This is a genomic window from Streptomyces sp. NBC_00442, from assembly GCF_036014195.1.
Lineage (GTDB): Bacteria > Actinomycetota > Actinomycetes > Streptomycetales > Streptomycetaceae > Streptomyces.
On the sequence record NZ_CP107918.1, the window covers coordinates 1,652,426 to 1,665,505 of the forward strand.

Genomic DNA, 13,080 nt, shown 5'->3' on the forward strand with positions numbered 1-13,080 from the left:
ATGCGGATGGCTGTGGCTATGGCTTGTGGTGGTGCGGCTGTACGTCGCGCCGCCGGCTTCTGATCGCGGCGAACACGCCTCCGCCGATCGCGATGAGCCCGGCGACGACTCCGCCGATGACCCACGAGGTGTTCCCGCCCCCGCCGTCGGCCTGCTCGATGCCCTTTTCCTTGGCGACCGGCTCGCCCTTCGGGGGCGCCTTCGAGCCGGGCGCGGCGGGGGTGGCCGGGGCGGCGTTGCTTGCGCCCTGGTCCAGCGAGACGGGGTCGACGTCGGCGGGGCCGGGGTCGATGTCCGGCTTCTCCAGCACCAGGCGGGGCCGGATGAGACCGTAACCGAGGTATTTGCTGGGCGTGTTCTTGTCCCAGGACCGCCCGGCGGTGTCGATCATCGTCCGGAGCACCTGGTCGGCGGTCCAGGAGGGGTGGGCGGACCAGATGAGGGCGGCGGAGGCGGAGGCGATGGCGGAGGCTTGGCTGGTGCCCTGGCTTGGGCAGTACTTCTGGAAGTTGGTGTCACACCAGACGGGCACGTTCAGTCCCGGGGACGCCAGGTCGACGTGGTTGCCCGACTGGGAGAAGTCTCCGACGGTGCCGCCCTTGTCGGCGGCGCTGACACCGACGACGCCGGGATACGCGGCGGGGAACTCACGGGCGAAGTCGTTGGTTGCTCCGTCGTTGCCTGTGCCCGCAAACAACAACTTGCCCTTGGCGAGGGCGTACTTCACCGCGCTCTCCTCCTCGGGCCGAGGGCTGGCGCTCGCGTACGAGAGGTTGATGATCTTCGCATCCGAGTCTGCGGCGGCACGGATGCCTGCTGCTGACGACTGAGTCAACTTCTGCTGTGCTGGGTCCTTCAAGGACTCAAGTGAAATGCGCAGTGGAACAATCTTGGCATCCGGGGCCAGCCCTTTGAGGCCGCCCCCCTCCCCCGTGCCCGCGATCAACTCGGCCATCGTTGTGCCGTGCCCGTCGTAGTCCTGGGTTGCTCCGTAGGAAGCGTTTTTCGGGACGTCCTGTGCCAGCACCTGGCCCTTCAAGGCATGGGTGTCGGGATTGACTCCCGTGTCCACCACAGCGACCTTGATCCCTTTGCCCGTACTGACCTTCCACATCTCCGCTGCTTGCATGGCCGTCAGGTACCACTGGTTCGGCGCGGTTTCGTCCGCGAAGGCATGCGGCGCCAGGGCACCCGCCACGACCACCCACGTGCCGAGCACCGCTGCGGCACGTCTCCGACTTGTTGCCCTGGCCGTGGAGCTGCCCTGGTTCGGTCGGCGGATTCCTGACCTCATGCGTTCTTACGTCCTCGCCTGCGCTGGTCGATCACGTGTTGTACGAGCCCCTACCGGCTGGGCAGGTCGTTTCCCTCATCATTGCCGAGCTCGTCGGGGACCAGTGCCGTCTCATCCTCTCCATCGTCCGAGCCCTCGTGATCGCTTGCTCCCCTGGCCAGCCCGGAGCCGCCCGTGGTGAACTCGCCACGCTTTCCACGCTTACCGGTTGGGCGCCCCTTCGGCACTCCGACCACCCCGTCCGCATTGCCCCTGACGCGCCCGCCTGTTCGCGCCTGGCCGGTCGGGGACGACTCGCCAGCGCCGACCACGCCCCGCAGGTTCGGACGACCGACCGAAGCGGCTTGAGCGGACGCTGCCCTGGCGCCGACAACGGTGGACTTCGAAGTACGAGGCGCGGCGGAGCCCGGCGCTCCCGTGCTCGGCCGTCCGCCAACAATTCCGTTGCGTCCCTCGCCGGCCGTTCCCGCCGCTCCCGCGCGCGAGGGCGCCTTTCCCTCGACTCGTGGGGTCCCTCCCGAGACGCCTCGTCCCATCGGCGACTGGCCGATCGTGGAGGACTGCTCGCCGCTTCTGCCCTCCGGTACTGAAGGCCCCAGGCGCCCCACGGGATTCGTGGTGTTCCGTCCCGTGGTGCCCCCTCCCGTCGCGTCGGCCCTGCCTCCAGCGTGCTCAGTCGCGACGGGCCCATGCCCGGCCTCGAAAGCCCGTGCCGAGCCGTTCGCCGTCGGTTTCGAGAAAACACTGCCAGGAGGGAACGCAGGGATCGGACCAGGGCCGGCCACGGTTACTGGTGAAGTCGGCGTCGCCACGGCCTGGTTCTGAGCAGGCATAGGCATGGGAGCAGCATCGTTGATCTCCGTACTCACCGGCCCATGGGCAGAGCCACCCCCCGGAAGCGTGGAGTGGGCTGTCGTTCCCGTTGCCGTAGGGCTGCCGGTGATCTCCATTCGAGTGTGGTTCCCGCTCGGATGGAGATCTGCTGAGTGACGCACTCCAGACGCGTCCTGCGACGCGTGTCGGGTCGCTCCTCCCGGAAAGGGGTGCTCGGGATCCTCGATGGTGCGCCCTTTCTCCGGCGGCACCCCCACCTCCGGCATCGGCTGAAAGACAGGCGGCTGCTGCGCAGCCAGCGTCTGCTCGGAGACGGAATAGAACGACGACAGACGGTTCATCTGGTTGATCGCCTCCTGGCGATCCTGCTCCACCTTCACCGCCGCCTCGTACTCCGCGTTCCCCGCGACCCGCTTCGTCGCCGGAAGGTCCGTCGCCTTCACCGGCTCGGCGCGGTGGTCCCGTGGCGGCATCGCGTGGCGGACGGACGCCAGGCCCGTGCCGGCCGCGCTGATCTGGACGCCGGCCGTGCCGGCGAAGTCGCCCAGGCTCCTGGCGTGGTTGGCGAGGTTCTTGCCCCAGTCGCGGAAGGCGTTGCCGGACTCGCCCTCCCAGTCGACGCGCGCGACGTCCTTGTCGAGCGCGCCGGCGGCCTCGGTGATCGCTTCGTGGGCGGCGAACAGTGCCTCACCGGCACTGGTCAGGTGCTCCGGGTTGGTGTTCTCCACCAGGTCGATCATCTGGTTGAGCTGGTGGCCCTCGAAATCGGTGGTTCCGAAGAAACGCGGTGCCGCGCCGAAGGGGAACATGCCGGACAGCGCCTGCGACGCCGCCGAGGTCATGTCGGTGACACTCACTTGCCGGCTGACGCGCTGCTCGTCCGTGAGCGGCGGCGCCTGCGGCGGGGAGGCCTGCGGTTTCTTGTCGGTCATCGCTACCACCCCGTCCCGGATGTCCTGTCGTCGGTGCGCTGCGCGTCCGGATGGCCGGCCTTCGCGCGCTTCGCCGCGTCCGCGTCGTAGTCGATCCTGGACTGGATCGCCCAGAACCGCTGCCGGGTCTCCTCGTCCAGGTTGTCGAACCCGACGTCCGCCCCGTGCACGGCGATCCCCATCGCCTCGATCTGGAGGCTGAGGGACTTCGACAGCGAGGTCAGGTGTTCGTGGACGCGGTGGTACTGGGTGTAGAGGCCGTCCGCTTCGGGGAACGCCGCGCCTGCGGCACTGAAGGAGGCGCGGGGGATCTGGTGGGACGCGAGCTTCGTGGCGCTGCCGTGCGACTCCTCGAAGGTGGTGAGCACCGTGTCCACGCGGCCCTTGAAGGTCTTCAGCGCCTCCAGGCCGCGGCTGAGGTCAGCTGTCATTGCGGCCGCCCTCACCCGTGCCGGCAGGACGCCGTCCCATGACACTCCTCCCCGTCACGCAATTCCCGTTCGCCCTCGTGCGATCCGGCCGTACCGGAATGTGATCGTCACTCCTCATCGGCACCGCTTGACACACCGCAATCACTCTAACCAACGCCCGCCCCTCACCCAACAGGGAATTACCGGGCACAAGTTGACGGAGGCCGACTGCAACGACTCCGTGTCGCTTCGGCGACTCGGTCCCCCCAGTTCGCTCAAAGCTACGAGGAGTTGGCCGACCAGGCATGAGTACTTCTACTCAGTTCCTTTCCGCCACCCGCCGGCTCCTGCGTCGCGCGTCCCTGATCGCCACCGCCGTGCCGCCCAGCACCGCCGCCAGGACCGCCGCCCCGGTCGCCACGTACATGGCGAGGCGCTGCGTGCGTTCCTCGTCGGTCTCGCCGAGGTGGAGAGCCGCGGGGGTGGGGGCGCGGGCGGGGGTGACGCCCTCGTGGGCGACCGGGGACTCCAGGGGGTGGTCGTCCTCGGTGAGGGCGCGGACCGGGTCGACGACGCCCCAGCCGACCAGACGGTCGTGTCCGGACACCGAACGTTCCGCGGTCTGCTGGATCTGCGTGACGATCTCGCGCTGGGTCCAGCGGGGATGCTTGGCCTTGATGAGCGCCGCCACTCCCGCGACGTAGGGCGCGGAGAAGCTCGTACCGTTGTCGGCGCAGTGGCCGCCGCCGGGCACGGTGGAGACCATGTCGACGCCCGGCGCGGCCACGCCGACGAACTCACCGGACTGCGAGAAGGCCGCCCGTTCGTTGTTGCGGTCGGAGGCGGCGACCGCGAGGACGCCCGGGTAGGACGCGGGATAGGTCGACTTGACGTTGCCGCCGAGGCCGTCGTTGCCCGCCGAGGCGACCACCACGATCTGGTGGGCCAGGGCCGCGTCCACCGCCTGCTTGAGGGTGGCCGCCGGTGCCACCGCGTTCGCCGTGTCCTGCGAGATGTTGATGACGTCGGCGCCCGCGTCGATCGCGTAGCGGATGGCGTCGGCCAGGGTCTGCGCCGTGCCGTGGCCGTCGGCGTCGTTCTGCTGGATGGGGATGATCGTGGCGTCGGGGGCGAGCCCGACGAACCCCGTGTTCTTGGCGGGGCGGGCCGCGATGATCCCGGCGACCCTCGTGCCGTGTCCCACGGTGTCCGTCGTGCCGTTCTCGGCGCCGCGCGGGAGCGGCCGGTTGTCGGGGTCCTTGAGGTCCTTGGGCAGGTAGTTCTTGCCCTTGGAGGCGTCGACGGCACCGGTCAGCTGGGGGTTCTTGATGTCGACGCCCGTGTCGATCACCGCGACCTTCACGCCCTTCCCGGTCGACTGGTGCCAGAGCTCGTCCAGGAGCACGCGCTGGAGCGCCCAGGGGCGGCCCGCGTACGGCTTGGAGGGGAAGGTGCACTGGTCGCCGACGCCGCCGTCGGCGGGGACGACGGGAGTGACGGGAGGGACGGAGATGACGGGGATGGCGGCGGCTGCGGCCGTGGGCCCTGCCAGCACGGTCAGGGCCGCCGCGGCGGACAGGGCAAGGGACTTGAGGGCATACACCATGCTCGTGCCGCCCCTCAGGAGCCCTGGGGCTGGCGGGCCGCCCCGGTGGACAAGCGGGGGCCGGTGGGCAGGAAGGAGGACCAGCTCATGGGGATCGGCGCCGGCTCGGACTTGGCGTAGCCGAGCCGGGTCTGGGCCTGCTGGGCCTCCTGGTCGAGCTGCTTGCGCTGGTCGGCGCTGAGGCCTGCGCCCGAGTCGCCGTCGGCGCTGTCGCTGTTGGACTGCATGGCGTAGCGCAGACCCGTGTCCGTCACGAGGAAGACGCCGCCCGCCGTGGTCTGGGAGCCCTGGACCTGACGGAAGAGCTGGCCGGATCCGGGCGTCACGTAGGCGCTGCTGGAACCGGTGGGCAGCGGCGCGGGGAAGTCGGTGCCCGCCCAGGTGCTCATGGTCGTGGTGCCGTTGTCCTTGTTGACGTCGCGCAGCACGTTGCACACGGTGTTGCGGCTGCCGCTCGCGGTGCCCGCGTCGTTGACGGCGACGGGCGACTGGCGCGGCCAGTTCGCCTGGGCACCGAACTCGGTGGGCTCCGGGGTGAACTGGGAGGCGTTCGTCTCGGTGGCCCGGCCGGTCTTCATGAGGCTGCCGAGCGAGCGGCTGTTGAGGAGCAGCTTCGCCGTGAAGTCGGAGACCGGCGCGACCTTGCCCTGCTGGACGAGGTAGTACTGGCTGCCCGCGCCGTTGGGTGCGCGCAGCACCATGCCGATCCGGTTGGCCTCGCGGGAGAGGGTGCCGGGCACTCCGGCGGGGTCGCCGATCTTCCCCTCCACCTCGGGGAACGTGATCGGGTCACCCGAACGAAGGGTCTCCAGCCACTCCTTGGACACCCGCTCGGGCTGCCGGCCGGAGCCGACCAGGGCGCGCAGGAGGAGTTCGTCGGTGCCGACCTGGTACTTGGTTCCCTGCGCGTCCACGACGTAGCGGGTCTTGTCGTCGGCTCCGGTGACGTACAGGAGCTGGCCGCCGGTCAGGCGCTGGGCGCCGTCCGTGCGTTTCGCGTCGCGGTCGGCGAAGACGAACGCGGCCTTCTGGATGGCGCGTCCGCCGTCGCCGGGACGCTCGCACACCGCCCAGCGCTTGGCGGATCCGGCCTCCTTCGGGGAGGGCAGCCGGTCGGGGGCGTAGGGGATGCCGAGGGTGGCGCCGTGGGGCAGGGAGCCCTTGTCGAGTACGGACTCGTCGACCTTGACGACCTCGCCCTTGGCGGGGTCGAGGAGGAGTTTGGCGGACGCCATGTTGAGGACGGGGTGCAGCTCCTTCTTGCCGTCGGTGGTCAGCACCACGTACCGGGTGGTGGAGTCGCTCGCGATGATCACCTTCTCGCCGGGGGTGTCCCAGCCGGGCGGCGCGGTGGGTTTGAACATCCCCCACGCACCGAACGCGGCGAGCAGCACCACGGCCGCGATGGTGCCCGGCAGCACGGCGCGCAGCGGGCGCGGTGCCCCTTCTTCCGAGCCCGTAGGCGAGGGCTGGATGAATGACGCGAGCGTACGACGCTTCGCGAAGGTGTACGCGTTGAGCTCGTCCCGCCGTGATGCCATGAGTGTCCGCGTTCTCCATTGTCCCCGTGCGGAGCAGCGGGAGCCCGTCCCCCGCCCTGCGTTGTCAGACCGGCGACCTACTATGCCTGTTACGTGATCGTACGCCTGGGGCGGGTAGGGTGAGCGGGTCCTCAAGGGCCCCATCGGCCAAGGGCTTTCGAGGAGTTCGGGGGGTTCAAGGATGGTTTCGCCGACAGGGACTCGGTCGCGCTCGCGGGAGCGTTCCGGTGCGCCGGGCGGCACGGTTCCACGCCCGGGTGGGCGTGCGCAGCCGGCCCCCGCGGTGGTGCGGCGTCCGGCGGCCGCGGCCGTCGGGCCGGTCGCACCCCGGCTCAAATCCCGTTCCGGACGCTTTGGTTCGTTTCGTCTGCAACAACTGGTCCTGATCGAGTCGGCCGTCGCGCTGCTGTTCGCCGCGTGGGTCGCCGGCCCGATGGCGCTGGTGCCGGCGGGCGTCGTCGCCGTGGCTCTCGTGGTGCTCGCGGTGGTGCGCCTTCGGGGGCGCTCGCTGCCCGAGTGGCTGGGCACCGCCTGGGCGCTGCGGCAACGCCGGCGCCGGGCGGGCGCCGTCGCGGTGCCGTCGGGCACGCTGCCGGGGCTCGCGCCCGCCGTGGAGTGCGATCCGACGCTGCGCACCTACAGCCACGGCGACCGGGACCAGCGGCCCATCGGGATGATCGGTGACGGTGGCTTCCTCACCGTCGTCCTCCAGGTCGAGTCGGACGCGACGGCGCTGCGGACCGACCGTGGCCGACGCCCGCTCCCGCTGGCGCTGGTGCGCGACGCGCTCGACGTGGACGACATCCGTCTCGAATCGGCGCAGATCGTGCTGCACACCCAGCCGGCTCCGGCACTGCGGCTGCCGCAGCAGTCGGTGGCGGTCACCAACTACGCGCCGCTGCACGCCCAGACCACGTCGCCCGCGATCCGCATCACCTGGATCGCCCTGAAGCTCAATCCGGAGCTGTGCCCGGAGGCGGTGGCGGCGCGGGGCGGCGGCATCGAGGGTGCCCAGAAGTGCGCGGCGCGCACCGCGCTCCATCTGGCGAGCCGGCTGACCGGCGCGGGCCTGCACACCACGGTGCTGACCGAGGAGGAGCTCGCGGACGCGGTGGCCACGTCGGCCTGCGCCAACCCGCTGGTCACGGCGCAGGCGGGCCGCACGGAGACGCCGCAGCGGCGCACCGAGGAGTCGAGCCGGTCCTGGCGCTGCGACAACCGCCGCCACACCACGTACTGGGTGCGGCGCTGGCCGAGGATCGACGCGGCGTCCGGGACCGGCGGGCTCCCGCAGCTGGTGGCCCTCCTGACGGGGGTCCCGGCGCTCGCGACCACCTTCAGCCTCACCATCGCTCGGACGAGTGCCCGGGAGGGCACCATCAGCGGCCACGTCCGGGTGACCGGTCGCAGCGAGGCCGAACTGGCGGCCGCCCGGCGGGAGTTGACGCGCACCGCGCGCGAGGCGAAGGCCGGGCTCGTGCCGCTCGACCACGAGCAGCTGCCCGGCATGCTCGCCACCCTGCCGTTCGGAGGCGCCCGCTGATGGCCACCACGACTTCGGCCGCGGGCCCGCGCCCCGGGCCCCGCACCGGCTTCGGCCTCATCGGCCCGCGCCACCGCCGGCACGCCCTGTCCGTCGAGCAGTTGGACGCCCTGGCGCTGCCGATCGGTGACGACGGGGTGGTCGTCGGGATGGACATCGAGGGCCGGCCCGCGGTGCTCGGCGTGAGCAGGCCGACCGCGTACGACATCGTGTTCGTCGGCGGCCTGTGGACCGCCCAGGTGCTCGCGCTGCGCGCCGCGGCGACCGGCATACGGGTCGCGGTCGAGACGGGCCGCCCGCAGGCCTGGGCGCAGCTGGTGCACGCGATCGCCAGCCAGAGCGGTATGACGGTGCACGACGTGGGCCGGGTGCCCCCGCTCGGTGCTTCGGCCGGTGAGCCGGTGCTCGTGGTGCGGGACTGCGGCATGCGCCCGCCGCGCGGACGCGTGGTGTCGGCACCCTGGCAGGCGGTGCTCACGCTGCTCCCCTATGTGAGCCCGGTCGCGCCCCGGCTGATCCGCCAGGCGCGGCTCGTCGGTGTGCAGCGGGTCTCGCCGGACGAGGCCGCACAGCTGGGCCGCATCATGAACCTGCCGCGCACGGAGCAGGAGACGCTGTCGACGCTCGCGGACGGCGTGACCCTCTGGTGCAACGACCGCGACCGCTCCTTCACGATGACGCAGGCGACCGACACCGAGACCGGATTGTTGGGGAACGCCCGACGGGTCGACTGACGCGGGGCACGGCGCGGGAGTTGACCCGGTCCGACCCTTTCGTCCCCGATGCTCCCCCGCCTCCCGGCCCCTTCGGCGTGGCCCGTGAGCCATGGGTGACGAAGGGGACAGGCGCTCGGGGCGGCCGGGCCTGCCATGGCGGTATTGACGACGATTAGGGTGGGACGGACCGGGGGCAGGGACCCCATGGCGAGCGTGCGTCGTCCGTACGGTTCCGTACGGTTCCGTACGTCCGCGGATGTCGCGGCGCTCGTGGTGGGCGGGGCGGACGACCGCGTGCGGTTCCGCGCCCACCGCACGGGCGCAGCCCACCCCCGCCCGTACATGCCCATGGGACCTCACGACCTCCACCCGGTCACAGGCGAACGAAAGGAAACCGGTGAACAGCGACCAGGACCAGTTCCGCACCGGCGGGAACGCGCGCGACGAGAATCGGTCCGACGCCGATCCCGAGACCACGGGTGAGTTCACCATCGACTACACCCCTCCCGCCTGGTACACGCAGGGCGCGCAGGACACCCCGCCGCCGCCCCCGGCGCCGGGTCCCGACCAGCGGGCCGGCGCCGCGGGGCCTCCGCTGCCGCCGCCCGTGGGTGCGCCCCTCGACGTTCCGGGGCTTCCGCAGTCCGGCGGTTTCCAGCCGAGCTGGAGCCCGGCCCCGCCGCAGCCCGCCTTCCCGGGCCCCGTGCAGCCGGGCCCCGTGCAGCCGGGTCCCGTGTCCTCCGCGCCCTCCCCCGACGCCCACCGTCCCGCGGACGAGAGCCAGGCGTTCGGCGGCGGCGACATCGAGAGCGGCGCCACGATGCGCTTCTCCCCCTCCGCGCTGAAGCGGGAGTTCGCGCAGCTCGAAGCGGCAGCGGCGGCGGCGCGGGGCGAATCCGCCCCCGCGCCGGATACCGACGGCACGTCAGCTTCGCCTTCCGGCCACCCCGCGCCCGAGACACCCGCGACGCCCCAGAGCTCCGGCCCGGCGGCGGACTCCGGCAGCCCGGCGAATCCCGCCAGGGCGGCCGACCGCACCGACAGCCCGAATGCCGGGGCGCCCGACATGGTCGCGCCCTCGAACGCGGCGCACCTGGCGAGCGGTCCGGACTCCGCGAACACGGCGCCGGACTCCGCGAACACGACGGGCCCGGCCGACGGAACGGACTCGCCGAGCGCGGCGAACACCGCGGGCCCGACGCACCCAGGGGACGAGGAGGTGACGGGCCCGACCGGCCCCGACGCCCCGCCGTTCGGCACATCCGCCGCCGACGACTCGCCCGACCCGCGCTTCGACGGTACGTCCGCCGCTCCGGCCGGCGACGAAGAGGCGTCCGGGACGACCGTGATTCCCGACGCCAGCGCGGCTTCCGGCTCCAGCGCGGCTTCCCAGGCAGCCGAAGCCGAGACGCCGGGCGGCGAGCAGGAGGCCGGATCCCGCCGGGACACCGCATCGGCCGACGGCACGCCGCCCGCTCCCCTCGTTGCCCCGGCCGCCGCCGACACCGCCTCGCGCTCGGCCGACGCCGACACCGCCGACGCCGTCCCCGCCGACGGCTCGGCTTCTGATGCCGGGACCGCGGACTCCGCACCGGCCGGCCCCACGCCTCACGCGGACGCCGCGCCGGTCCCGCGGGACACCCCGCCCGCCCCGCAGGACGCCGCACCCGTCACCGACGCGGTGCCGCTCGCGGACGCCGCGCCCGTCGCCGATGCCGCGCCGCTCGCGGATAGCGTGCCGGCGGACGCCACCGCCCCGGAGCCCCAGGACGCGGCCCCCGCGCCCAACGACCAGCCGTGGGCCGCGAGCCCGCAGCCGCAGCCGCAGCCGCAGCAGCAGCAGCAGCAGCAGCCCGGACTGCCCCCGCTTCCGCCCGCGTTCCAGCCCGCGGCGCCCGCCGCGGCGCCCCAATGGCCGGTGCAGTCGCAGGCGCAGCCGACGCCGGCCGGTGTACAGGATCAGACCGCCCCGGCACCCGCATGGCCACAGCAGCCGCAGCCACAGCCGCAGCAGCCGAACGGGTACGGGTTCCCGCAGCAGGGCGCGTACCCGCCCGGCGCCCCCAACTCGCAGGCGGCGCAGGGTGGTTACGGCTTCCCGCACCCGAGCGCGACCCCGCCCGCCGCACCCGCCCCCGCGGCCCCGCAGGGCAGTTACGGCTTCCCGCAGCAGGCACCCGCACCGGACGCGCCCGCCCCGGAAGGGACGCCCCAGCAGGGCGGCTACGGCTTCCCGCACCAGGGAGCGGCCCCCGGGCCCGGCCCGTCGGCGGACCCGCGCTTCCCCGCACCGAACGGCGCCCCCGACTCCGCCGCCCAGCAAGGCGGTTACGGCTTCCCCCAGCAGGGCCCGCAGGGCGACGGCGTGCCGCCGCAGGCGCAGCCCGTGGATCCCCGGTCCGGGACCGCGTGGCCCTCGCCGGTGACGCACGACCAGCGTGAGCGGTCGATGCCCGGTGCCCCGCTCGGATACACGGCCGCCGTCGAGCTCTCCTCCGACCGGCTGCTGCGCAACAACAAGCCCAAGCCGAAGAGCAGCCGGGGCCCGGCCGTCGGAGCCTCGCGCTTCAAGTTCGGCGCCAAGAAGGAGGAAGCGGAGCGGCAGCAGAAGCTCGGCCTCATCCGCACGCCGGTGCTCTCCTGCTACCGGATCGCGGTGATCTCCCTCAAGGGCGGCGTCGGCAAGACCACCACCACGACCGCGCTCGGCGCGACCCTGGCCACCGAGCGGCAGGACAAGATCCTCGCGATCGACGCCAACCCGGACGCGGGCACGCTCGGCCGCAGGGTGCGCCGCGAGACCGGGGCCACCATCCGCGACCTCGTCCAGGCGATCCCGTACCTCAACTCGTACATGGACATCCGCCGCTTCACCTCGCAGGCGCCCTCCGGTCTGGAGATCATCGCCAACGACGTGGACCCGGCGGTGTCCACGACGTTCAACGACGAGGACTACCGGCGTGCGATAGACGTCCTGGGCAAGCAGTACCCGATCATCCTCACCGACTCGGGCACCGGTCTGCTGTACTCCGCGATGCGGGGCGTGCTCGATCTCGCCGACCAGTTGATCATCATCTCGACGCCCTCGGTGGACGGTGCGTCCAGCGCCTCCACCACGCTCGACTGGCTCTCCGCGCACGGGTACGCCGACCTCGTGCAGCGTTCGCTCACCGTCATCTCCGGGGTCCGCGAGACCGGCAAGATGATCAAGGTGGACGACATCGTGCAGCACTTCCAGACGCGCTGCCGCGGTGTGGTCGTGGTGCCGTTCGACGAACACCTCGCGGCCGGCGCCGAGGTGGACCTCGACATGATGCGGCCCAAGACCCGGGAGGCGTACTTCAACCTCTCGGCGCTGGTGGCCGAGGACTTCGTACGGGCCCAGCAGCAGCAAGGGCTGTGGACGGGCGACGGCCACAACCCGCCGCCGCGTCTCGCGCCGCCGATGCCGGGCGGGCAGGGCGCCCCCGGGCAGCCGTATCCGGAGCAGGCCCAGCCGTACCCCGGGCAGCAGTTCCAGCCCGGCCCGCCGCAGCCGCAGCCGCAGGCACAACCGCACCCGGGTCAGCCCTACCCCGTGCAGGGGCAGCCGGCATCCGGCCCGCCCTTCCCCCACCAGGCCCAGCCGCAGCCGGGCCAGCCGTACGGGGCCCAGCCCGGTCAGCCCGCGCCCGGCCGGCCGTTCCCGAACCAGGCGCAGCCGCAGCCCGGTCAACCGCTCCCGGACCAGGGCCAGTTCCAGCCCGGCCAGCCGCAGCCCGGCGCGCACCAGCCGATGCCGGGTGCCCCCGGCGCCCCCGGCCAGCACTTCCCGGGGCAGCCGTACGCGGCGCAGCCCGGCCAGCCAGGCCAGCCCGCACCCGGCCAGCCCTACCCCGGCGCCCCGCTGCCGCCCCCCGGGTGGCAGCAGCAGCCCGTCGGTGAAGGCGCGCCCGGCGAACCCGGGCCGCAGGGGTCCGTGCCCCCGCCGGGATGGCCCGGACAGGAGGGTGGCGGCCACGCTCCGCAGCCGCCGTCGGCGCCTCAGCAGTAGGACGTCCCGGACTGGACCAATGAGGGCCCACACCGTTCGTACGGTGTGGGCCCTTCGGTGTTTTCGCAGACCAAATGGCCTGCCGCGCGTCGTTGACACGTCTAGACCACCCTGGTAAACCTTCGCCCACGCCCGCCGCCTACGCCCCTGCCCCCCCGGTTCGACCGACGA

At 72.6% G+C, this 13,080-nt stretch carries 8 protein-coding genes; 3 read left to right on the forward strand and 5 right to left on the reverse strand.

Translation table 11 applies throughout. From position 1 onward, the window contains the following. Positions 1–16 precede the first annotated feature (16 nt). The 5 genes from OG432_RS07250 to eccB form a co-directional block, all read right to left on the reverse strand. On the reverse strand, positions 17–1,219 hold the full coding sequence (locus OG432_RS07250; protein WP_328308892.1) for a S8 family serine peptidase: 1,203 nt from the start codon (positions 1,217–1,219) through the stop codon (positions 17–19). A 125-nt stretch (positions 1,220–1,344) separates the two neighbouring features. Next, on the reverse strand, positions 1,345–3,060 hold the full coding sequence (locus tag OG432_RS07255) for a hypothetical protein (protein ID WP_328308894.1): 1,716 nt from the start codon (positions 3,058–3,060) through the stop codon (positions 1,345–1,347). A gap of 2 nt (positions 3,061–3,062) precedes the next feature. Beyond that, entirely contained in the window at positions 3,063–3,491 is a 429-nt protein-coding gene (locus OG432_RS07260; RefSeq protein WP_328308896.1) for a hypothetical protein, read from the reverse strand. Between the two features lie 298 nt (positions 3,492–3,789). Continuing rightward, positions 3,790–5,076 carry a type VII secretion-associated serine protease mycosin gene (mycP, locus tag OG432_RS07265; protein WP_328308898.1) on the reverse strand — a complete coding sequence of 429 codons (1,287 nt, stop codon included), beginning with the start codon at positions 5,074–5,076 and terminating at the stop codon, positions 3,790–3,792. Positions 5,077–5,090: 14 nt separating this feature from the next. Beyond that, on the reverse strand, positions 5,091–6,617 hold the full coding sequence (gene eccB / locus OG432_RS07270) for a type VII secretion protein EccB (RefSeq protein ID WP_328308900.1): 1,527 nt from the start codon (positions 6,615–6,617) through the stop codon (positions 5,091–5,093). 181 nt (positions 6,618–6,798) lie between these two features. Here eccB and eccE point away from each other — a divergent pair, with 181 nt between their 5' ends. From eccE to OG432_RS07285, 3 genes are all read left to right on the forward strand, one after another. Further along, positions 6,799–8,160 carry a type VII secretion protein EccE gene (eccE, locus tag OG432_RS07275; RefSeq protein WP_328308902.1) on the forward strand — a complete coding sequence of 454 codons (1,362 nt, stop codon included), beginning with the start codon at positions 6,799–6,801 and terminating at the stop codon, positions 8,158–8,160. Then, on the forward strand, positions 8,160–8,894 hold the full coding sequence (locus tag OG432_RS07280; protein ID WP_328308904.1) for a hypothetical protein: 735 nt from the start codon (positions 8,160–8,162) through the stop codon (positions 8,892–8,894). The genes eccE and OG432_RS07280 overlap by 1 nt, the downstream gene beginning before the upstream one ends. A 379-nt stretch (positions 8,895–9,273) precedes the next feature. Beyond that, a complete protein-coding gene (locus OG432_RS07285; protein ID WP_328308906.1) occupies positions 9,274–12,909 on the forward strand; it encodes an SCO5717 family growth-regulating ATPase in 3,636 nt (1,211 codons plus the stop codon). The last annotated feature ends 171 nt before the right edge of the window (positions 12,910–13,080 follow it).